Origin of the sequence: Micromonospora sp. WMMD987 (assembly GCF_029581435.1) — a bacterium.
Classification (GTDB): Bacteria; Actinomycetota; Actinomycetes; order Mycobacteriales; family Micromonosporaceae; genus Micromonospora; species Micromonospora rifamycinica.
In genome coordinates this window covers 5,135,465-5,155,730 of record NZ_CP120861.1, presented here as the reverse complement: position 1 = coordinate 5,155,730, position 20,266 = coordinate 5,135,465, and the positions used below count along the sequence as shown (strand labels likewise).

At 74.4% G+C, this 20,266-nt stretch carries 24 protein-coding genes and 1 pseudogene; 24 read left to right on the top strand and 1 reads right to left on the bottom strand.

Going from position 1 to position 20,266, the window contains the following annotated elements:
- Window positions 1–101: 101 nt before the first annotated feature.
- The 14 genes and pseudogenes from O7612_RS21645 to O7612_RS21580 all read left to right on the top strand — a co-directional run bounded on the left by O7612_RS21645 (window position 102) and on the right by O7612_RS21580 (window position 13,071).
- Window positions 102–917 (top strand): FtsQ-type POTRA domain-containing protein, encoded by an 816-nt coding sequence (locus O7612_RS21645; RefSeq protein WP_282266936.1) that lies wholly within the window; start codon window positions 102–104, stop codon window positions 915–917.
- A 240-nt stretch (window positions 918–1,157) separates the two neighbouring features.
- Window positions 1,158–2,273, top strand: a complete 1,116-nt coding sequence (gene ftsZ / locus O7612_RS21640; protein WP_282266935.1) for a cell division protein FtsZ — start codon at window positions 1,158–1,160, stop codon at window positions 2,271–2,273.
- Between the two features lie 107 nt (window positions 2,274–2,380).
- On the top strand, window positions 2,381–3,118 hold the full coding sequence (locus tag O7612_RS21635; protein WP_282266934.1) for a YggS family pyridoxal phosphate-dependent enzyme: 738 nt from the start codon (window positions 2,381–2,383) through the stop codon (window positions 3,116–3,118).
- 184 nt (window positions 3,119–3,302) lie between these two features.
- Complete coding sequence (sepF, locus tag O7612_RS21630; RefSeq protein ID WP_282266933.1) at window positions 3,303–4,010, top strand: cell division protein SepF; 708 nt, start codon at window positions 3,303–3,305, stop codon at window positions 4,008–4,010.
- Between the two features lie 29 nt (window positions 4,011–4,039).
- Window positions 4,040–4,345, top strand: coding sequence for a YggT family protein (locus tag O7612_RS21625; protein ID WP_067301785.1), 306 nt, complete (start codon window positions 4,040–4,042; stop codon window positions 4,343–4,345).
- Between the two features lie 43 nt (window positions 4,346–4,388).
- Window positions 4,389–5,189, top strand: a complete 801-nt coding sequence (locus O7612_RS21620) for a DivIVA domain-containing protein (protein ID WP_282266932.1) — start codon at window positions 4,389–4,391, stop codon at window positions 5,187–5,189.
- 668 nt (window positions 5,190–5,857) lie between these two features.
- Window positions 5,858–6,076, top strand: a pseudogene (locus tag O7612_RS29490) (hypothetical protein); the annotation flags it as partial.
- 11 nt (window positions 6,077–6,087) lie between these two features.
- Window positions 6,088–6,390: a DUF167 domain-containing protein gene (locus O7612_RS21610; RefSeq protein ID WP_282266930.1), complete on the top strand. Its 303-nt coding sequence runs from the start codon at window positions 6,088–6,090 to the stop codon at window positions 6,388–6,390.
- Window positions 6,391–6,412: 22 nt separating this feature from the next.
- Window positions 6,413–7,915: a potassium/proton antiporter gene (locus O7612_RS21605; protein WP_282266929.1), complete on the top strand. Its 1,503-nt coding sequence runs from the start codon at window positions 6,413–6,415 to the stop codon at window positions 7,913–7,915.
- A 222-nt stretch (window positions 7,916–8,137) separates the two neighbouring features.
- Window positions 8,138–8,557, top strand: a complete 420-nt coding sequence (locus O7612_RS21600) for a TraR/DksA family transcriptional regulator (protein ID WP_067301769.1) — start codon at window positions 8,138–8,140, stop codon at window positions 8,555–8,557.
- Window positions 8,558–8,623: 66 nt separating this feature from the next.
- Complete coding sequence (lspA, locus tag O7612_RS21595) at window positions 8,624–9,256, top strand: signal peptidase II (protein WP_282266928.1); 633 nt, start codon at window positions 8,624–8,626, stop codon at window positions 9,254–9,256.
- Window positions 9,253–10,197 (top strand): RluA family pseudouridine synthase, encoded by a 945-nt coding sequence (locus O7612_RS21590; RefSeq protein ID WP_282266927.1) that lies wholly within the window; start codon window positions 9,253–9,255, stop codon window positions 10,195–10,197. Before lspA ends, O7612_RS21590 begins: the two co-directional genes overlap by 4 nt.
- 313 nt (window positions 10,198–10,510) lie before the next feature.
- Window positions 10,511–12,169: an AAA family ATPase gene (locus tag O7612_RS21585; RefSeq protein WP_282266926.1), complete on the top strand. Its 1,659-nt coding sequence runs from the start codon at window positions 10,511–10,513 to the stop codon at window positions 12,167–12,169.
- Window positions 12,170–12,216: 47 nt separating this feature from the next.
- Complete coding sequence (locus O7612_RS21580; RefSeq protein WP_348774246.1) at window positions 12,217–13,071, top strand: DUF2567 domain-containing protein; 855 nt, start codon at window positions 12,217–12,219, stop codon at window positions 13,069–13,071.
- Here the strand turns inward: O7612_RS21580 and O7612_RS21575 are convergent.
- On the bottom strand, window positions 12,986–13,684 hold the full coding sequence (locus tag O7612_RS21575; RefSeq protein ID WP_282266925.1) for an LON peptidase substrate-binding domain-containing protein: 699 nt from the start codon (window positions 13,682–13,684) through the stop codon (window positions 12,986–12,988). The genes O7612_RS21580 and O7612_RS21575 overlap by 86 nt on opposite strands.
- 106 nt (window positions 13,685–13,790) lie before the next feature.
- Between O7612_RS21575 and hisD the strand changes: the two genes are divergently transcribed.
- From hisD to O7612_RS21525, 10 genes are all read left to right on the top strand, one after another.
- Window positions 13,791–15,113: a histidinol dehydrogenase gene (gene hisD / locus O7612_RS21570; protein ID WP_282266924.1), complete on the top strand. Its 1,323-nt coding sequence runs from the start codon at window positions 13,791–13,793 to the stop codon at window positions 15,111–15,113.
- Complete coding sequence (locus O7612_RS21565) at window positions 15,110–16,183, top strand: histidinol-phosphate transaminase (RefSeq protein ID WP_282266923.1); 1,074 nt, start codon at window positions 15,110–15,112, stop codon at window positions 16,181–16,183. The genes hisD and O7612_RS21565 overlap by 4 nt, the downstream gene beginning before the upstream one ends.
- The gene (gene hisB / locus O7612_RS21560) at window positions 16,180–16,791 is read left to right on the top strand and encodes an imidazoleglycerol-phosphate dehydratase HisB (protein WP_067301745.1); all 612 of its coding nucleotides are present in this window, start codon (window positions 16,180–16,182) and stop codon (window positions 16,789–16,791) included. The genes O7612_RS21565 and hisB overlap by 4 nt, the downstream gene beginning before the upstream one ends.
- A gap of 58 nt (window positions 16,792–16,849) precedes the next feature.
- Window positions 16,850–17,020: a hypothetical protein gene (locus O7612_RS21555; RefSeq protein WP_282266922.1), complete on the top strand. Its 171-nt coding sequence runs from the start codon at window positions 16,850–16,852 to the stop codon at window positions 17,018–17,020.
- A complete protein-coding gene (gene hisH / locus O7612_RS21550; RefSeq protein ID WP_282266921.1) occupies window positions 17,020–17,694 on the top strand; it encodes an imidazole glycerol phosphate synthase subunit HisH in 675 nt (224 codons plus the stop codon). Before O7612_RS21555 ends, hisH begins: the two co-directional genes overlap by 1 nt.
- Window positions 17,695–17,724: 30 nt before the next feature.
- Window positions 17,725–18,048: a hypothetical protein gene (locus tag O7612_RS21545; RefSeq protein WP_067301738.1), complete on the top strand. Its 324-nt coding sequence runs from the start codon at window positions 17,725–17,727 to the stop codon at window positions 18,046–18,048.
- Window positions 18,049–18,062: 14 nt separating this feature from the next.
- Window positions 18,063–18,791, top strand: a complete 729-nt coding sequence (gene priA / locus O7612_RS21540; RefSeq protein WP_282266920.1) for a bifunctional 1-(5-phosphoribosyl)-5-((5-phosphoribosylamino)methylideneamino)imidazole-4-carboxamide isomerase/phosphoribosylanthranilate isomerase PriA — start codon at window positions 18,063–18,065, stop codon at window positions 18,789–18,791.
- Window positions 18,788–19,210: a RidA family protein gene (locus O7612_RS21535; RefSeq protein ID WP_282266919.1), complete on the top strand. Its 423-nt coding sequence runs from the start codon at window positions 18,788–18,790 to the stop codon at window positions 19,208–19,210. The genes priA and O7612_RS21535 overlap by 4 nt, the downstream gene beginning before the upstream one ends.
- Before the next feature lie 160 nt (window positions 19,211–19,370).
- Window positions 19,371–19,817, top strand: coding sequence for a MarR family transcriptional regulator (locus tag O7612_RS21530; RefSeq protein WP_282266917.1), 447 nt, complete (start codon window positions 19,371–19,373; stop codon window positions 19,815–19,817).
- Window positions 19,818–19,822: 5 nt separating this feature from the next.
- Window positions 19,823–20,254, top strand: a complete 432-nt coding sequence (locus O7612_RS21525; RefSeq protein ID WP_282266916.1) for an organic hydroperoxide resistance protein — start codon at window positions 19,823–19,825, stop codon at window positions 20,252–20,254.
- Window positions 20,255–20,266: the final 12 nt, after the last annotated feature.

The window sequence follows — 20,266 nt, the reverse complement described above, 5'->3', positions numbered from 1 at the left end:
CCCCGCTGCGGGCACCAGAACGGTGTCCGGGTCGGGAGCGCCGCCGGTCGGCCTGTCGGGGGTCCGGTGGCCGGTCCGGACGGCGCGACCGCCGGTAGCGGATGAGTCCGGGTCCGGCGCGGGGTCGGGGCACCGGCACGGACGGCGGCTCCCGGCGGGGGCCGGTCCGGCGCTGGCAGCTCGTCCGGGCGGGCAGCGACGCGGTGCCGCCGTCGACCCGGCGGTTCATGGCGCGGGCCCGGCAGCGACGGATGCGGGCGGCGCTGCCCTGGGCGGTGGTGGCCGGCGTGCTGGTGCTCGTCGGCCTGGTGGCGTGGACGGTGCTCGGGTCCGGCCTGTTCGGGGTGCGTGAGGTCCGGGTGGAGGGGGCGCGGCTGGTCACCGCGGTCGAGGTGCGCGACGCGGCGGGCGTGCCGGACGGGGTGCCGCTGGCCCGGGTGGACCTGGCCGCGGCGGCCCGGCGGATCGGTGGCCTGGCCCCGGTGGAACGCGCCACGGTCCGTCGGGACTGGCCGGGTGCCCTGGTGGTGACGGTGGTGGAGCGGACCGGGGTGGCGGTGGTGCCCCGGGACGACCGGTTCGTGGTGGTCGACCGGTCCGGGGTGGTGTTCCGGACGCTGGCCCGACCGCCGGACGGGCTGCCGGTGGTGCGGCTGGCGGCCCCGGGGCCGGACGATCCGGGCACCCGGGCGGCGTTGCAGGTGCTGGCCGTGCTCACCCCGCAGTTGCGGGCCGCCCTGGTCGAGGTGACCGTCGAGGGACTGGCCCGGATCGGGCTGACCCTGCGCGACGGGCGCGCGGTGGTGTGGGGCGACGCGACCCGGGGCGCGGACAAGGCGCGGGTGGCGACGGCGTTGCTGGGTCGGAAGGCCGACACGATCGATGTCAGCGCGCCGGACGTGGTGACCCTCAGGTGAGGTCCGTGGCGGACGTGAGTCGCCCCGCACCCCGCGGCGACACGCCGGTGGGGTCCTTGGCTCTCGGCGTGGGGGCGCTTACGTTGCCCCGAAGAGGATCAGTGGTTGACATAACTCTAAGCCTCTAGTAGAGGGTTAGGGTTCAGCTCTGATCCTCGCTGGTGAAAGCTCCTCGACCACCGGTCCGGGCCACGCCGTACCGGGGCAGTGCGAGCCAATCTCGAAGGGAAAGGACCGGAGATGACACCTCCGCACAACTACCTGGCGGTCATCAAGGTCGTCGGCATCGGCGGCGGCGGCGTCAACGCCGTCAACCGGATGATCGAGGTTGGGCTCAAGGGCGTCGAGTTCATCGCGATCAACACCGACGCGCAGGCGTTGCTGATGAGTGACGCCGACGTCAAGCTCGACGTCGGCCGGGAGCTGACCCGGGGGCTCGGCGCGGGCGCCAACCCGGACGTCGGCAAGAACGCCGCCGAGGACCACCGCGACGAGATCGAGGAGGTGCTCAAGGGCGCCGACATGGTCTTCGTCACCTGCGGCGAGGGGGGTGGCACCGGCACCGGCGGGGCGCCGGTGGTGGCCAACATCGCCCGCAAGCTCGGCGCGCTGACCATCGGCGTGGTCACCCGTCCGTTCTCCTTCGAGGGCAAGCGCCGCCAGGTGCAGGCCGAGTCGGGGATAGACGAGCTGCGCAACCAGTGCGACACGCTGATCGTGATCCCGAACGACCGGCTGCTGGCGCTGGGTGACCGCGGCATCAGCATGATGGACGCCTTCCGTACCGCCGACCAGGTGCTGCTCTCCGGTGTCCAGGGCATCACCGACCTGATCACCACGCCGGGCCTGATCAACCTGGACTTCGCCGACGTCAAGAGCGTGATGAGCGGGGCGGGCAGCGCGCTGATGGGCATCGGCAGCGCCCGGGGCGAGAACCGGGCGGTCGAGGCGGCCGAGGCGGCCATCTCCAGCCCGCTGCTGGAGCAGAGCATGGACGGCGCGCGGGGCGTGCTGCTCTCCATCGCCGGCGGTTCCGACCTGGGCCTGTTCGAGATCAACGACGCGGCGCAGCTGGTCACCGACGCGGCCCACCCGGACGCCAACATCATCTTCGGCGCGGTCATCGACGACGCGCTCGGCGACGAGGTGCGGGTCACCGTGATCGCCGCCGGCTTCGACGGCGGCACGCCCGCGTACAAGGCGGTCGATTCACCGCGCAAGAGCAACCAGAACCAGCCGACGACGCAGACCCCGACGGTCACCGCGCCGGCCGCCATGCCGCCGCCGCAGCAGACGCCGCGCCGGGTGCTCTTCGATGACGTCGACGTGCCCGACTTCCTCAAGAACGGCTCCTGAGCCCCGACGATGACGAACAGCTCCGTGTCCGGTCCCGCGGCCCCGCCGGTGACCGGCGGTCCCCGTGCGGGCCGCGCTGTCGCGTCGCCGACCGGGCGGCCCGGCCGATGACCGCTCCACCCGCGCCGGACCGCCGGGCCGAGCTGGCGGCCGGGCTGGCCGCGGTGCGGACCCGGATCGCCGGGGCCTGCGCCGCCGCCGGCCGGGATCCGGCCGGGGTGACCATGATCGCGGTGACCAAGACCTACCCGGCCGGCGACGCGGTCGCGCTGGCCGGGCTCGGGGTCGTCGACCTGGGGGAGAACCGGGACCAGGAGGCCGCGCCGAAGGCGGCCGAGGTGGCGGCGGCGGGGGTGACCGCCCGCTGGCACTTCATCGGCCAGCTGCAACGCAACAAGGCCCGCTCGGTGGTCCGGTACGCCGACGTGGTGCACTCCGTCGACAGTGCCCGCTTGGCCCGGGCGCTGGCCACCGCCGCCGAGTCCGGTCGGGACCGTCCGCTGGAGACGCTGGTGCAGGTCAGTATCGACGGTGACCCGGCCCGCGGGGGTGCCCTGCCGGGCTCCGCCGATCCGGACCGGGGGCTCGACCCGGTGGCCGAGGCGCTGGCCGGGGCGGGAGCGCTGCGGTTGGCCGGGCTGATGGCGGTGGCGCCGTTGGGCTGGGAACCCGAGCGGGCGTTCGCCCGGCTGGCCGAGGTGGCGGCGGCGTTCCGGGCGCGGCATCCGGCGGCCACCGCGCTCTCCGCCGGGATGAGCGGTGACCTGGAGGTGGCGATCGGGTACGGGGCGACACATGTCCGCGTCGGCAGCGCGTTGCTCGGAATGCGTTCCACGCTGCGGTAGCCTGACCCCGGTAGGAGCAAATTACATCAGTGTTGTTCAGGAGCGGCGTCCCGAGGTCGGGGGCCACGACGGGCGAGCCGCGAATCGCGCGTCGGGGGATCGTCGCTCCGATCCGGTGGGCAGGGACGTCCACTGGCGACACGGCACGGGGGTGCGTGCCGCACGGCGGACGGAAGGGCGCGGGATGGGTGCACTGCGCAAGGCGGGGGTCTGGCTCGGGCTCGTCGAGGAAGACGACGAGCGCGGCTACGACGAGGGCTACGACAAGCCCGGCTACCGCGAGTCGCGGTACCGGTCGAGCCGGTACTCCGAGGAGTTCGCCGACGACGACGCCGACGACGACGAGGAGCCGCCGGCACCGCGTCCGCGGCTGGGTGACCGGGGTCGGCTGGCCGACCGGTCCAGCCGGGCGGTGGAGACCGACCGCGCCGACGACGAGCGGTCGGAACGGGCCGAGCGGGCCGAGCGTTCGGAGCGGGCGAGCGTCCGGTCGATCACCCGGTCGACCGGTGCGGAGACCTCGGGCGCGTTGAGCTACCACACCCGGGACAATCTCGCCCTGGCGCCGCAGGCGTCGCCCCGCGAGCGTCCGGTGGTGGCCGAGGAGGAGCAGCGCTACCAGATCACCACCCTGCACCCGACCACCTACCGGGAGGCGCGGACCATCGGCGAGCACTTCCGCGACGGGGTTCCGGTGATCATCAATCTTACCGAGATGGACGAGGCGGACGCCCGCCGACTGGTGGACTTCGCCGCCGGGCTGGCGTTCGGGCTGCGCGGTACGATCGAGCGCGTGACCAACCGGGTGTTCCTGCTCTCGCCGGCCAACGTCCAGGTCACCGCCGAGGACAAGGCCAAGATCGCTGAGGGCGGCTTCTTCTCCCTGAGCTAAGTCCACCCGAACGAGGGACGTCGCCTACCGTGTTGTCGATCATGTTCCAACTTTTGTACCTGATTTTGTACCTCTTCCTTATTGTGCTGTTGGCCCGATTCGTTCTCAGTGCGGTCCTCCAGTACGGTCGTCGGTGGCAACCGGGGCGTGGCGCGTCCGCCGGACTCGAGTCCGTGTGGAGCGTCACGGATCCGCCTCTCAAGGCGTTGAGGCGGGTGATCCCCCCACTGCGAATTGGTACCGTGAGCATCGACCTGGCCTCCCTTGTGCTCCTGGTTATCCTGTTCGTGCTGATGAGGTTTGTGTTAGATCCGCTGATCAGGAACTTCTCCTGACCAGCGCGCGCTTTCGCGGCCGCAACTGACCCGAGGAGTTTCGATGCCGCTGACACCGGCCGACGTGCACAACGTCGCCTTCAAAAAGCCGCCGATCGGCAAGCGGGGGTACGACGAGGAGGAGGTCGACGCCTTCCTGGACGAGGTCGAGCGTGAGCTTGCCCGTCTGATCGAGGAGAACAACGAGCTGCGCGCCCAGGTGGAGCGCGGCGGTCGTGGCGGGGCCCCTGCCGGCCCCGGTGGCGACGCCCGGCTCGCCGCCGAGCTCAACGACGTCAAGGCCCAGCTCGACCGGGTGCAGCGCGACAAGGCCGCCGCCGAGCAGGCCGCCCGGGCGATGCAGGCGGAGCTGGAGCAGGTCCGCACCTCCGGCGGCCCGGCCGTCGGCGGCGACGGCGAGCAGCAGGCGTTGCGGGTGCTCATGATGGCCCAGCGCACCGCCGACGACCACGTCTCCGACGCCCGTCGCGAGGCCGACCAGCTGCTCTCCGAGGCCCGTTCGAAGGCCGAGGAGGTCACCCGGGAGGCGCGGGCCAAGGCCGACGCGCTGGAACGCGACGCCCGTCAGCGGCACCAGGAGGCCATGGGCGGCCTGGACGCCAAGCGGACCGCGTTGCAGAAGCACATCGAGGAACTCAAGCAGTTCGAGCGCGAGTACCGCACCCGGCTCAAGGCCTACCTGGAGAGCCAGCTGCGCGACCTCGACGGTCGGGGTCAGGGCCTGGAGGCCGAGATGACCCGCACCGAGGGCACCCGTGCCGTCGGTGGCAACGGGCTCGCCGCGGCGAGCCTCGCCGGCTCGTACGGCGGCAGCCGCTCCGGCGCCCTCGAAGCCGGCCGCTGATCACGTCGGCGGCCGTCCCCCGACGGCCGCCGACCTAGCCACGACCCACGACGCGGCGGGGGTGAGCTGTGCTGGTCGCCAGTCTGTTGCTCATCCTTGTCGCGGTCGTCCTGCTGGTGTTCGGTCTCGTCGACGGCTCCAGCACACTGTTGACCAGTTCCATCGCGGCCAGTCTGCTGGCCGCCGTCGCACTGGTGGCCGGTGCTCGCCAGGCAGCCGCCACCAGGGCGAGGGCGGCGGAGCGGGCCGAGCAGGGTGAGCACGCGGGTGCCCCCCGCGCCACCGCCCCGCCGGCCGCGTCCGCGCCGTCGCAGGCCCCGACGACGTACGTTCCGACGACGATCGGTGCCGGTGGCGTCGGGTGGCGGCAACCACCCGGCCCACCGGTGGCCGACGATCCCGTCGCCCTCTCCCCCCGTCCCGACGCCGGGGCCTGGGAACCCGAGGCGGAAGCCCCGTGGGATCCGGTCGTGGTGTCCGACCCGCCCGATCCGGCCGGGTCGGCCGGTGGACCTCCGGCGACCCACCCCGACCGGTACGCCGACGCCGACGTCGATGTCGACCCCGCCGACGACCCCCATGCCGGCCACCGCGCCGACGGCCCGGACGACCTCGGGCCGCCCTGGGAGCACCCGACCGACGCCACGGCACCGTGGGATCCACCGTTGCAGCGCGTCCCGCCCGCCGACGCGGCCCTGGTGGCCCAGCTCGACGACGAGGTCCGGGTCGTCGACGGGCATCCCCGCTACCACCTGCTCTCCTGCGCCCACCTGATCGAGCGGGAGCACGAGCCGCTGCCGGTGTTCGAAGCGATCTCGCTCGGGTTCACCCCGTGCGGTCTGTGCAACCCGGACACCGCCCTGCTCGCCGACACCTACCCCCGCTGAGGCCCGCGTCGATGCCGATGGACACGATGACCGTGGCGGTGCGGGTCAAGCCCGGCGCGTCCCGTGCCCGGGTCGGCGGCTGCTTCGCCGGTCCGCACGGCCCCGCCCTGGTGATCGCGGTGACCGCCCCGGCGGTGGACGGGCGGGCCACCGAGGCGGCCCGCCGGGCGCTGGCCGGTGCGCTGGGCGTCCGGCCGGCGGCGGTGGCGCTGCGGACCGGAGCGGCCAGCCGGGACAAGCTCTTCCTGGTCGACGGTCCGACGCCCGACCTGACCGAGCTGCTGCGGCGGCTACGCGACGGATCGGCCGGGTGACGCCGCCCCGGGTGGGGCGCCCGTGACGCCGGGGTTGGACCTGGCCCTGCTCCTCGGAGCGGCCGTGTTGCTGGTGGCGATCGGTGCGGTGCGGTTCTCCACCCGGCTGGGCGTGCCGAGTCTCCTGGTCTATCTGGCGCTCGGGGTGGCGATCGGCGAGGCGGGGCTGGGCATCCGGTTCGACGACGCCGAGCTGACCCGGGTGCTCGGCTTCTGCGCGCTGATCGTGATCATCGCGGAGGGCGGTCTGACCGCCCGGTGGAGCACCCTGCGCCCGGTGCTCGGCCTGGCCGGCGCGTTGTCCACGGTCGGGGTGCTGGTCAGCATCGTGGTGGTCGGCCTGGTGGTGCACCTGCTGCTCGGGCTGGACTGGCGGTTGGCGCTGCTCTACGGCGCGGTGCTCTCCTCCACCGACGCGGCGGCGGTCTTCGCCACCCTGCGCCGGTTGCGGCTGCCGCCGCGGCTGGTGGCCACCCTGGAGGCCGAGTCGGGCATGAACGACGCCCCGGTGGTGATCCTGGTGGTGCTGCTGTCCCGCAGCGGCCCGGTGGAGCACCCGTGGTGGTTCGAGGTCTTCCTGGTCGGCTACGAGCTGGGGGTGGGCGCGGCGGTCGGGTCGGCCGTCGGGCTGGCCGGTCGGTTCGCGTTGCGGCGGGCGGCGCTGCCCTCGTCCGGGTTGTACCCGATCGCCGCGGTCGGCTTCACCGTGCTGGCGTACGCCGCCGGGGCGGTGGTGCACGCCTCCGGGTTCCTCGCCGTCTACGTGGCCGGGGTGCTGCTGGGCAACGCCCGGCTGCCGCACCGGCAGGCCATCCTGGGGTTCGCCGACGGGTTGGCCTGGCTGGCCCAGATCGGGCTGTTCGTCCTGCTCGGCCTCCTGGCCACGCCGGAGCGGCTGCACACCGCGCTGCTCCCGGCGGTGGTGACCGGGCTGGCCCTGCTGCTGCTGGCCCGGCCGGTGTCGGTGCTGGTGTCCGCGTTGCCGTTCCGGGTGGGCCTGCGTGAGCAGGCGTTCCTGTCCTGGGCCGGGCTGCGCGGGGCGGTGCCGATCGTGCTGGCCACCATCCCGCTGTCGGCCCGGGTGCCCGGGGCGGACCGGCTGTTCGACGCGGTCTTCGTGCTGGTGGTGATCTTCACGGTGCTCCAGGCGGGCACGCTCGCGCCGGCCGCCCGCCGGCTGCGGGTGACCGCGCCGGCCGAGCTGGCGGAGATCCGGGTGGAGACCGCCCCGTTGGAACGGATGCGGGCGGACCTGCTCCAGTTGGAGGTGCCGGCGGGCTCCCGGCTGGCCGGGGTGCACGTCGACGAGCTGCGGCTGCCGGTGGGCGCGTCGGTGACCCTGGTGCTGCGCGACGGGGTGGGCTTCGTGCCGGGTGCGGACACCCGGCTCAAGAACGGCGACAGCCTCTTGATCGTGGCGACCGCCGGGGTGCGCGACGAGGCGGAGCGCCGGCTGCGGGCGGTCAGCCGGCGGGGTCGGCTGGCGAGGTGGTTCGGCGAGTACGGTGAGGATCGAGACGGTTGACCTGCTACTCTCGCTTTTGCCCCATTTAGCGGTTTTAGGGGCTGAATAGCGGTGCGACAGTGCGGCACGTTGTCGGACGCCTGCACGTTCCGTATTCTTGCCAACCTCCGGAGTGCGCGGCCACCGTTGCCGTGCGCCCGTTTTGTTACGCGGGGACGCCACGTCGGCGGACCCTGTCCGGGCACCGCCGAGCGCCGCGTCCCGCGGCTGAGGGAGCTGACGATGGCGAAGCCAGCCGACACCAGGACCGCCGGTAGCAAGCCGACGGCGAAGGCCACCCGCAGCGCGGCCGAGACCGAGAAGATCCGGGCGGCCCTGGCGGCCCGACGGGACGAGCTGCGCGCCGAGTACGATCAGACGCTGAGCGAGATCACCGAGCTGCAGCGCGACCGGTTGACCGACTCGGCCGGGGACGACCAGGCCGACACCGGCACCAAGACGTTCGAGCGCGAGCAGGAGATCTCCCTCGCCAACAGCATCCGGGAACGGATCACGCAGGTCGAGCGCGCCCTGGAGCGGCTCGACGAGGGTGGCTACGGATGGTGCGAGCGGTGCGGGAACCCGATCCCGGTGGAGCGGCTCGCCGCCTTCCCCTCGGCGACCCTCTGCGTGACCTGCAAGCAGCTGGCGGAGCGGCGCTGACGTCCACTCCCCGGTGACCTCGCGAGACGGCGGAACCACGCCGTCAGGACAGTCGATGGGGAGTCGATGACCACAGCACCGACCGCCGGATCCGGCACCACCGAGCCGGGCGGCGGCACACCCCGCCGTAGGGCGGTCGTGGTCCTCGTCGGCATCGCGTCACTCGCGCTGCTGACGGATCTGCTCACCAAGCACCTGGCCCTGCAACTGCTCGACGACCGGGCCCCGGTCCGGCTGCTGGGCGGGGCGGTCTACCTCACCCTGACCCGCAACAGCGGCGCGGCGTGGAGCATCGGCGCGGACCACACCTGGGTGTTCCCGCTGATCACCATCGGGGTGGTCGGCTGGATCGCCTGGATGGCGTTGCGGCTGCGCTCGCTGCCCTGGGCGGTCTCCCTCGGTCTGGTGCTGGGGGGTGCGCTGGGCAACCTCACCGACCGGATCTTCCGGGCCCCGGGCCACTTCGTCGGCCACGTGGTGGACATGGTCAGCCTCTTCGACCCGTACGGCCAGGTGTGGCCGGTGTTCAACCTGGCCGACAGCTGCCTGGTCTCCGGGGTGCTGCTGGCCGTGCTGCTGGAACTGACCGGCCGCCAGCGCGACGGGCGGCGGGTCGGCGGCCGGGGCGACACGGTGCCCGCCGGGTCGCCGGCCGACGGGTCGACCCCTGCCGACGCCGAGCCGAGGGAGCGGGCATGACCGACACCTTCGTCGCCGGTGGCGACCACCGTTCGCTGCCCGTCCCGGACGGCCTCGACGGCATGCGGCTGGACCAGGCGGTGTCCCGCCTCTTCGGGCTCTCCCGGACCGCCGCCGCCGCGCTGGTCGACGCCGGTGACGCACTGGTTGACGGCGTGGCCCGGCAGAACTCGCACAAGGTCAGGGCCGGCTCCTGGCTGGAGGTGACGCTGCCCGCCCCGGTCGCCCCGCCGACCGTGGTGCCGCAGGCGGTCCCCGGGCTGACCGTGGTCTACGCCGACGACGACATCGTGGTGGTGGACAAGCCGGTCGGGGTGGCCGCCCACCCCAGCCCCGGCTGGACCGGCCCGACGGTGATCGGCGGCCTCGCCGCGATCGGTCACCGGATCTCCACCAGCGGTGCCGCCGAGCGGCAGGGCGTGGTGCACCGCCTCGACGTGGGTACCACCGGGATCATGGCGGTGGCCAAGAGCGAGCAGGCGTACACCGCGCTCAAGCGGGCGTTCAAGTACCGCGAGGTGGAGAAGCGCTACCACGCGGTGGTCCAGGGGCATCCCGACCCGTCGCGGGGCACCATCGACGCCCCGATCGACCGGCACCCGCACCACGACTACCGCTGGGCGGTGGTCTCCGACGGCAAGCCGAGCATCACCCACTACGACACCATCGAGGCGTTCCCGTCGGCCAGCCTGCTCGACGTCCGGTTGGAGACGGGCCGCACCCACCAGATCCGGGTGCACTTCTCGACCCTGCGGCACCCGTGCGTCGGCGACCTCACCTACGGCGCCGACCCGACCCTGTCGGCCCGGCTCGAACTGCGCCGGCAGTGGCTGCACGCCCGGTCGTTGACCTTCGCCCATCCACGGACCGGCGACGACGTCACCTTCGTCAGCGAGTACCCGGACGACCTGGCCCGCGCGCTGACGATCCTGCGCGACTGACAGTGCGGCCCGATCGGCCGGGCGACACCACCGGGGCCGGGCGCGACCCCGGTGGCCCGACGGGTGCGGTGGTGGGCGATTCGTCGGAAGGGGCACCCGGTGTGATCGCCCCGACACCGACGTCGACCGGAGGAGGTACGGACCGCTCGCCGTCGATCCCCGCTCCGACCTCCCCGGACTACCGGTGGCAGCGGGTCGTCCGCCCGGTCGCCCTGAGTATTCTTGCCGGGGGATGTGTGCAGACCGCCGTGGTCCGAATAGGGTTTCGTTCGTAGCCTGTCAGGCGGACATCGACGGCGCGGGAGGGCGAGCCTTGGACGGCACCGAGACCGGCTGGAGCCGGTCGGCCGAACCGGCACCGCGATGGCGGACGCTCTTCGAGCGCGCCCGCCTCGGCGGGCGGGCCGCCGAACAGCCGGAGCCGGACCGCCGTGCCGAGGAACCGACCCGGGAGCCGTTGCCCGGTCGTACGCCCGGCGGCGGCTGGACCGGGCGAGGGTCCGCCGCCGTGCCACCACCCGCCGACCCGGGTCACCCCGCCGGTCCGGGCTACCCCGCGAACCCGGGTTTCGCCGCCGACCCGGGCTACCGGGCCGGGGCGGGCTACCGGGTCGACCCGGCCCACCACGCCGGCTCCGGTTACCCCGCCGAGCCCGGTTACCGTGCCGATCCCGGCTACCCGGCCGGTTCCGGTTATCCTGCCGAGCCCGGTTACCGTGCCGATCCGGGCTACCCCGCCGAGCCCGGTTATCCGGCCGAGCCCGGCTATCCCGCCGAGCCCGGCTACCGGGCCACCGGCGGCTATCCGGCCGACCCCGGCTACCTGCCGGAGCCGGCCCGCCCGCCGGAACCGCCGGTCGTGCCGTCCCGCTACGCCCTGCTGGACAGCGGTTACCGGTCCGAGCCGCCACCGACCGAGTCCCGGTACGCCCTGCTCGACAACGGTTACCGCTCGCCCGGTTACGCGCCGCCCGAGCCGGCGTACCAGCCGCCGCCCCAGCCGGCGTATCCCGAGCCGGCGTACCCCGAGCCCGGCTATCCGGTCGAGCCGCCGGTCTACCAGCCGGAGCAGCAGGCCTACCCGCCCGCGGTGACCGCCGACCGCGGCTATCCGGCCCGGATCGAGCCGGCCCGGATCGAGTGGCGTCAGCAGGGTCCGCAGGACGAACAGGAGCGGGCCGCCGGCATCCTCCGGCGTGACCTGGGCACCCCCCGGGTGCTCGCGTTCGCCAACCCCAAGGGCGGCGTGCACAAGACCACCGCCACGGTGCTCGCCGCCGCGACCGTCGGCAGCGTCCGGGGCCGGGGCGTGCTCGCCTGGGACGACAACGAGCTGCGCGGCACCCTCGGTCTGCGCGCCGGCAGCGCCCGGCACGCCCGGACGATCCGGCACCTGATCAGCGACCTGGCGCACATCGAGATCCGCGACGGTGCCGAGCTGCTGGAGTCCCTCGACGACTACCTGCGGCACGCCTCCGACGGCTCGTACGACGTGCTGGCCGGGGAGGAGAGCCCCCGGTTCGCCCAGCGGCTCGACCAGTTCACCGTCAAACGGGTGCTGGAACTGCTGCGCCGGACCCACGACGTGGTCTGCGTGGACACCGGCAACAACGTGGAGAGCCCCAACTGGCGCACCGTCATGCACGCCGCCGACCAGCTCGTGGTGACCACCGTGCCCCGGGAGGACGCCGCGTTCAGCGCCGACTGGATGCTCGACCTGCTGCACGAGGAGGGGATGGGCGAGCTGGCCGACAACGCGGTCACCCTGATCTCCTGCCCGACCCCGGGCCGGTCGCCCCTCCAGGACGACCTGGAACGGCACTTCGCCACCCGGACCCGGGCCGTCGCCGTGGTGCCGTACGACCCGGTGCTGGAGACCGGCTCGTCGATCGAGTACCACCACCTCCAGGCGGAGACCCGGGCCGCCTGGCTGCGGGCCGCCTCGATGATGCTGGAGCCGTTCGCCCGCTGAGGGGCACTCCCGCTCCGCCGTACCGCCGCGCCTGAGAGGATCATCGGGTGAGCCCGGACACCCCCGATCCACACCGCCCCGCCGACACCCCGGCGGGTGCCGCGCCCACCCCGGACGCCGCCACCACCGGGCCACCGGCCGGCCGGCCGCCGACCGCGCCCGGGTACGACCCGGCCGGGTCGTACCTGCCGTGGCCGCCGCCGTCCGCCGGGCCGCCACCGCCGGTCGACCGGCGGCCGGGGCGCACCCTGGCGGTGGCGGGTGCCCTCGTGTTGGGTCTGGCCGCGCTCGGCGGGCCGCTGGGGCTGCTCTGGGCGGCGCTGGCCCCGGACACCCCGGTGCGCAAGACCGCCGAGGGGGCCGTCTACGCCCAGCCCCAGCCGGAGCAGCCGATCGCCGCCGACGGCTGGTTCAGCCTGCTCGGGATCGGTTTCGGGGTGCTCACCGCGATCGCGGTGTGGACGCTGCTGCGCCGTCGACGCGGGCCGGTGGACCTGGCCGCGCTGACCGTCGGCGCGCTCGGCGCCGCCCTGGTCGCCTGGCAGCTCGGCCGGCGGATCGGGCTGGACGGCTACGAGCGGCTGCTCGCCACCGCGCCCGCCGGCACGCCGTTCGACAAACCGGCCGACCTGCGGGCCGGGGGCATCGAACGGGTCCTCGGCGTGCTGCCCGTGCCGTACGGCAACCTGCTGCTGCCGGCGTTCGCCGCCGCCGTGACGTACACCCTGCTGGCCGGCTGGTCGCGCTGGCCGTCGTTGCGCCCGGAGCCGGAGCCCGACGGGGCGGGGTGGCCCGGCCCCGGGGCGGCCGGCGGGGTCAGTTGGGGGCCGGCGGGGACGCCAGCTCCGACAACGGCACCGGAACCGCCCGCACCTGGCGCAGCAGGGCCGACTCGCGGTTGAGCAGCCGCAGCTCGGCGCGGAGCCGGGCCGCCGTGTCGTCGATGGCGAGCAGCCGCTGCCGGTCGGCCACGGTCAGCACGGCGGTGGCCGCGACCAGGTGGGACAGCACTGTCGGGTCCTCCGGCAGCTGCTCGGACAGCTCCTCCGGGTCGTCCCGGATCAGCCCCAGGTACTGCCGGAACACCGCGATCACCCGGGCCGCCAGCAGCTCCGCGGCCTCGTCCGGGCCGGTCGGCTCGGGCAGCCACTCGACCTCGGCGGTCAGGTAGCCGGCGGCCTCCCGGTCGACCCCGGCGACCCGGAACCGCCGCCGGCCCACCGTGACGATGTCGAAGCCGCCGTCGTCCAGCTCGGTGACCTGCCGCAGCTCGGCCGTGCAGCCCACCTCGTGCAGGGTCACCTCGCCACCGCCGGGGGTGGCCCGGCCCGCGGCCGGGGCGACCTCCCAGCCGGACCGGATCGCCACCACACCGAACTCCCGGGGCACCCCCTCGGGCCGTCCGACCAGGTCCCGCACCAGGTGGCGGTAACGCTCCTCGAAGATGTGCAACGGCAGCACCAGACCTGGGAAGAGCACCGTTGCGAGGGGAAACACCGGCAGCCGTGCGGTCACACGTCCGAGCGTAGCCCGATCCGGCGAGGTCGGCGTGTCCCGGCTCACCGTCCCGCGGTACGGGCGGCGCGGGTCGCCCTCCGGGCCGCCGCCTAGACTCGGGGGCGTGTTGAATCGGATCGACCTGCGCGGCGGGTTCCGTGACCCGCGCCGCCTGCTGCCCCGTGCCCAGCTCGACGTCTCCGTGGCCGTCGAGCGGATCCGCCCCCTCGTCGAGGCGGTCCGGGACCATGGGTACCCGGCGATCCGGGAGGCCAGCGAACGGTTCGACGGCGTCTGCCCGCCGGTGCTGCGGGTTCCGGCCGAGGCGATCGCCGAGGCGGAGGGGACGCTCGACCCCGACGTCCGGGCCGCCCTGCTGGAGTCGATCGAGCGGACCCGCCGGGTGCACGCCGACCAGCGCCGCACCGACCACACCACCCAGGTCGTGCCCGGGGGCACCGTCACCGAGCGCTGGCTGCCGGTCGACCGGGTCGGTCTCTACGTCCCCGGCGGACTGGCGATGTACCCGTCGACGGTGGTGATGAACGTGGTCCCGGCCCAGGCGGCCGGGGTCCGCTCGCTGGTGGTGACCAGCCCGCCGCAGCAGGACAACGGGGGCCTGCCGGACGCCCGGGTGCTCGCCGCCTGCGCGCTGCTCGGCGTCGAGGAGGTGTACGCCGTCGGCGGCGCCCAGGCGGTGGCGATGCTGGCGTACGGCGCCGCGGTCGACGCCGAGGGCACCCTGCGCTGCGAACCGGTCGACATGATCACCGGACCGGGCAACATCTGGGTCACCGCGGCCAAGCGGCTGCTGCGCGGCGTGGTCGGCATCGACGCCGAGGCCGGCCCCACCGAGATCGCGGTGCTGGCCGACGACACCGCCGACCCGGCGCACGTGGCGGCCGACCTGATCAGCCAGGCCGAACACGACCCGCTGGCGGCCAGCGTGCTGGTCACCCCGTCGGTCGAGCTGGCCGACGCGGTGGACCGGGAGCTGGCCCGGCAGGTGCCGGCCACCAAGCACGCCGAGCGGGTCGGCACCGCGCTGGGCGGGGAGCAGAGCGGCGTCGTGCTGGTCGACGATCTCGACGCCGGGCTGCGGGTGGTCGACGCGTACGCCGCCGAGCACCTGGAGATCCAGACCCGGGACGCCCGCGACTGGGCGCTGCGGGTGCGTAACGCCGGGGCGGTCTTCGTGGGGGCGTGGGCGCCGGTGTCGCTCGGCGACTACTGCGCCGGCTCCAACCACGTGCTGCCCACCGGGGGGTGCGCCCGGCACTCGTCCGGGTTGTCCGTGCAGTCCTTCCTGCGCGGGGTGCACCTGGTGGAGTACACCCGCGAGGCGCTGCGTGACGTGGCGCCGCACGTGCTGACCCTGGCCACCGTGGAGGACCTGCCGGCGCACGGCCAGGCGGTCGCCGTGCGCTTCGCCGGGGAGCCGTCGTGACCACCCTCGACGACCTGCCGATCCGCGACGACCTGCGGGGTCGGTCGCCGTACGGTGCGCCGCAGCTCGACGTGGCGGTCCGGCTGAACACCAACGAGAACTCCTACCCGGTGCCGGAGCCGGTGGTGGAGGCGATCGCCAAGGCGCTCGCCGCCGAGCTGCGCGACCTCAACCGCTACCCGGACCGGGAGGCGTCGGCGCTCCGTGCCGACCTGGCCGGCTACCTGGGCCACGGGCTCACCGCGGAGGAGGTCTGGGCGGCCAACGGCTCCAACGAGATCCAGCAGCAGCTGCTCCAGGCGTTCGGCGGGCCGGGGCGGACCGCGCTGGGCTTCGTGCCGGCGTACTCGATGCACCCGCTGCTGGCCCTGGGCACCGGCACCCGGTGGGTGCCGGTGCAGCGGGGGGTCGACTTCGGGCTGACCGCCGCCGAGGCGGTCGCCGAGGTCCGGACGCACCGTCCCGACGTGGTCTTCCTCTGCTCGCCGAACAACCCGACCGGCACCGCGCTCGACCCGGCGGTGGTCACCGCCGTACTCGACGCCGCGCCCGGCATGGTGATCGTCGACGAGGCGTACGCCGAGTTCGCCCGCCCCGGCACCGGCGACGCCCTGACCCTGCTGCCCGGCCACCCGAGGCTGGTGGTCACCCGGACGATGAGCAAGGCGTTCGGTTTCGCCGGGGGCCGGTTGGGCTACCTGGTGGCCGACCCGGCGGTGGTGGCGGCGGTGCAGCTGGTCCGGCTGCCGTACCACCTCTCCTCGCTCACCCAGGCCGCCGCCCGCGCGGCGCTGGCCCACCGCGACGCCCTGCTCGGCACCGTCGAGGCGATCAAGGTGCAGCGTGACCGGATCGTCGACACGCTGCGGTCCCGGGGACACCGGGTGGCCGACAGCGACGCCAACTTCGTGCTCTTCGCCGTCGGCGGCGACCAGGCCACCGCCTGGCGGACCCTGCTCGACGCCGGGGTGCTGGTCCGGGACGTCGGCCTCCCGGGCTGGCTGCGGGTCACCGCCGGCACCCCCGCCGAGACCGACGCCTTCCTCACCGCGATGGAGAAACTGTCATGAGTCGCACCGCCCGGGTGGAGCGGATCACCAAGGAGACCAAGGTCCTCGTCGAGATCGACCTCGACGGCACCGGCCAGGCCGAGATCAGCACCGGGGTCGGCTTCTACGACCACATGCTCCACCAGATCGCCCGGCACGGCGGCTTCGACCTGACCGTGCGCACCGTCGGCGACCTGGAGATCGATGCCCACCACACGATGGAGGACACCGCGCTGGCCCTGGGCGCCGCGTTCGACCAGGCGCTGGGGGACAAGGCCGGCATCCGGCGGTACGGCTCGGCGACCGTCCCGATGGACGAGGTGCTCGTCCGGGCCGCCGTCGACCTGTCCGGCCGCCCGTACGTGGTGCACGACGAGCCGGCGCTGTCGCCGTACATCGGGCCGGTCTACCCGACCAGCATGACCCGGCACATCTGGGAGTCCTTCGGCCAGTCGGCCCGGGTCACCCTGCACGTGGACGTGCTGCGCTCGGCCCGGCCGGGCGGCCACCCGGACGCGCACCACGTGGTGGAGGCCCAGTTCAAGGCGGTCTCCCGGGCGCTGCGGGAGGCCACCGCGCTCGACCCGCGCAACGCCGGCGTGGTGCCCAGCACCAAGGGCGCGCTGTGAACGGCGCGGTCCGGCCCGGCCCACGCCGGGGTGACCGGGCGGTCGGAGGGCGGCGCTGATGGGGCCGGTGCTGCCGACCCTGCTGTTGATCCTCGCCGGCCTCCTCGTCGGCGGGGCCTGGTCGTTGTACCGGCAGGACGCGCCGCGTGGTGCGATCGTCGTCACCGGGCTGCTCGCCGCGCTGGCCACCGTCGGCGGGGTGCTCTGGCTGCTACCCGGGGAGGGCTGATGAGCGAGCGGGAAGTCGGGGACGACGCCGGCACCGGCGGGCGGGGACGCGGCCGGCGGATCGTGGTGCTCGACTACGGCTCGGGCAACCTGCGTTCGGCCGAGCGGGCGCTGGCGCACGCCGGGGCGGACGTCACGGTCACCGCCGACCTGGCCGCCGCCGCCGCGGCCGACGGGCTGGTGGTGCCCGGCGTCGGCGCGTACGCGGCCTGCATGGCCGGGATCGAGGCGTCGGGTGCCGGACCGGTGATCGCGGAGCGGGTCGCCGCCGGTCGGCCGGTGCTCGGCATCTGCGTGGGCATGCAGGTGCTCTTCGAGCACGGCGACGAGCACGGGGTGGTGACCAAGGGGCTGGGGCTGCTGCCGGGCGGGGTGACCCGGCTGCCCGCCGACCGGCTGCCGCACATGGGCTGGAACACGGTGACGCCACCGGCCGGTTCGGTGCTCTTCGCCGGGCTGCCCGCCGACAGCCGGTTCTACTTCGTGCACTCCTACGGGGTGCTGGACCGCTCGGCCCTGACCGGAGCGGGGGCCCGGGTCACCACCGCGCACCACGGCACGGACTTCGTCGCCGCGGTGGAGCGGGGGGCGCTGTCGGCCGCCCAGTTCCACCCGGAGAAGTCGGCCGAGACGGGCGCCGTGCTGCTGCGTAACTGGCTGGCCACGGTTGACTGAGCCGTCGGGCCGCACCGGGCCGGGTGCGCGGTGAGCAAGGAGCGGGCCCGCCGGCGGGCCGTCCGGGAGGCGGAGGCGGCCCGCGACCGCGTCGTCCGCCAGCGCAAACTGGCCCGGCGGCAGCGTCGTCGCGCCCTGGTCCGTCGGGTCACCCCGCAGTGGCGGCGGGGCCGGACCGGCCGGTTGGCCCGGCGCAGCCGGGGGGAGCGGGCCGCCATCGTCGGGCTGACCGCGGCGGCGCTGGCGCTGATCTGGGTTTTCGTCGACGATCTCGCGCTGCGGTTGGTGCTGGTCGTGCTGTTGCTGCTGGTCCTGCCGGCGATCGTGGTGATCGCCCTGGACCGTCGGATCTGACCGAGGAGTAGAACGTGAGCCTGACCCTCTTGCCCGCCGTGGACGTCGCCGACGGCCAGGCCGTCCGACTCGTGCAGGGCGCGGCCGGCAGCGAGACCGCGTACGGCGACCCGCTCGACGCGGCGCTGGCCTGGCAGAACGACGGCGCGGAGTGGATCCACCTGGTCGACCTGGACGCGGCCTTCGGCCGGGGTTCCAACGCCGCCCTGCTCGCCGAGCTGGTCGGGAAGCTGGACGTGCGGGTGGAGCTGTCCGGCGGCATCCGGGACGACGCGTCGCTGCGGGCCGCGCTGGCGACCGGGGCGGCCCGGGTGAACATCGGCACCGCCGCGCTGGAGGACCCGCAGTGGTGCGACCGGATCTGCGCCGAGTACGGCGACCGGGTGGCGATCGGCCTGGACGTGCGGGGCCGTACCCTCTCGGCGCGGGGGTGGACCCGGGACGGCGGTGACCTGTGGGAGGTGCTGGCCCGGCTGGACGCCGCCGGTGCGTCCCGGTACGTGGTGACCGACATCACCAAGGACGGCACGATGCGCGGGCCGAACCTGGACCTGCTGGCCGAGGTGTGCGCCCGCACCGCCGCCCCGGTGATCGCCTCCGGCGGCGTCTCGACCCTGGACGACCTGCGTGCCCTGGCGACCCTGGAGCCGGCCGGCGTGGAGGGCGTGATCGCCGGCAAGGCGCTCTACGCGGGCGCGTTCACGGTGGCCGAGGCGCTGGCCACGCTCCGGGCCGCGGGGTGACCGAGGCCGACCTGCCGCCGGGTGACGACACGACGGTCACCCGGCTCGGCTCGGGCGGCCCGTGGGAGGCGGTGTACGGCTACTCCCGGGTGGTCCGGGCCGGCCGGTCGGCCTGGACGGCCGGCTGTACGTCGACCGTCGACGGGACGGTGACGCACGTCGGGGACGCCGCCGCCCAGACCGCCCAGGCGTTGCGGATCGGCCTGGCCGCCCTGGCCGAGGTGGGCGCGGGCGCCGCCGACGTGGTGCGGACCCGGCTGTACGTGACCGACCGCCTCTTCGCCGACGAGGTGGGCCGGGCGCACAACGCCGTCTTCGGCGCGATCCGGCCGGCCGCCACCATGGTCGTCGTCGCCGGTCTGCTTGACCCGGACCACCTGGTGGAGGTCGAGCTGGAGGCCTACCTGCCGCCGTCCTGACCCCTCGTCGGCCGGTGCGGTCCGGGCCGATGTGTTCCGGGCCGATGTGTTCCGGGCCGGTGTGGCCCGGTGCGGCCCGGTGCGGCCCGGTGCCGGGAGATCGGGGCCACGTCCGGCCCGATAGGTTGTGCACAATCAAATTGCGGGCTATGTTTTCCGGGTGAGTGATGATCTGGTGCTGCGCCGGCAGGTGTGCTTCGCGCTCTACGCGGCGTCCCGTGCGCTCACCGACGTCTACCGGCCCATCCTCGACGAGTTCGGGCTCACCTACCCGCAGTACCTGGTGCTGCTGGTGCTCTGGGAGCGGGGTGACGATCCACCCACGGTCTCCGAGCTCGGCGCCGCGCTGCGGCTCGACTCCGGCACGCTCTCCCCGCTGCTCAAGCGGTTGGCGGCGGCGGGCCTGGTGGTCCGCACCCGCTCCGCGCACGACGAACGACGGGTCGAGGTGGGGCTGACCGCCGAGGGGGCGGCCCTGCGGCAGCGGATGACCGACGTGCCGCCGCGGGTGGTCTGCGCCACCGGCCTCGACGAGGCCGAGCTGGTCACGCTGCACGACACCCTCACCCGGATGACCGAGACGATCCACCGACAGAAGGAGCAGTGATTCCCATGCAGGTGCTCTACACCGCGTCCGCGACCGCCACCGGCGACGGCCGCAACGGCCATGTCCGCACCTCCGACGCCACCCTCGACCTGGACCTGACCGTGCCGAAGGAGATGGGCGGCGCCGGCGGCGCGGCCAACCCCGAGCAGCTCTTCGCCGCCGGCTACGCGGCCTGCTTCCACTCCGCGTTGCGCACGGTGGCCCGCCGCGACAAGGCCGACGTGACCGGCTCGGTCGTCGAGGCGGAGGTCGGCATCGGCGCGAACGGCAGCGGTGGCTTCGGCCTGGCCGTCACCCTGGTGGTGGACCTGCCGGCCGTCGAGCGCTCCGCGGCTCAGCAGCTGGTCGAGGCCGCCCACCAGGTGTGCCCCTACTCGAACGCCACCCGGGGCAACATCGAGGTCGCCCTCACCGTGCGCGAGGCCGCCGCGGCCTGAACGCCGCGCCGG

Coding starts and splice junctions, on each gene's coding strand:
- O7612_RS21525 (WP_282266916.1), top strand. CDS start 19,823: ATGCAGGTGCTCTACACCGCGTCCGCGACCGCCACCGGCGACGGCCGC.
- sepF (WP_282266933.1), top strand. CDS start 3,303: ATGGGTGCACTGCGCAAGGCGGGGGTCTGGCTCGGGCTCGTCGAGGAA.
- O7612_RS21590 (WP_282266927.1), top strand. CDS start 9,253: ATGACCGACACCTTCGTCGCCGGTGGCGACCACCGTTCGCTGCCCGTC.
- O7612_RS21610 (WP_282266930.1), top strand. CDS start 6,088: ATGCCGATGGACACGATGACCGTGGCGGTGCGGGTCAAGCCCGGCGCG.
- O7612_RS21555 (WP_282266922.1), top strand. CDS start 16,850: ATGGGGCCGGTGCTGCCGACCCTGCTGTTGATCCTCGCCGGCCTCCTC.
- O7612_RS21645 (WP_282266936.1), top strand. CDS start 102: ATGAGTCCGGGTCCGGCGCGGGGTCGGGGCACCGGCACGGACGGCGGC.
- ftsZ (WP_282266935.1), top strand. CDS start 1,158: ATGACACCTCCGCACAACTACCTGGCGGTCATCAAGGTCGTCGGCATC.
- O7612_RS21620 (WP_282266932.1), top strand. CDS start 4,389: ATGCCGCTGACACCGGCCGACGTGCACAACGTCGCCTTCAAAAAGCCG.
- O7612_RS21635 (WP_282266934.1), top strand. CDS start 2,381: ATGACCGCTCCACCCGCGCCGGACCGCCGGGCCGAGCTGGCGGCCGGG.
- hisB (WP_067301745.1), top strand. CDS start 16,180: ATGAGTCGCACCGCCCGGGTGGAGCGGATCACCAAGGAGACCAAGGTC.
- hisH (WP_282266921.1), top strand. CDS start 17,020: ATGAGCGAGCGGGAAGTCGGGGACGACGCCGGCACCGGCGGGCGGGGA.
- lspA (WP_282266928.1), top strand. CDS start 8,624: ATGACCACAGCACCGACCGCCGGATCCGGCACCACCGAGCCGGGCGGC.
- O7612_RS21600 (WP_067301769.1), top strand. CDS start 8,138: ATGGCGAAGCCAGCCGACACCAGGACCGCCGGTAGCAAGCCGACGGCG.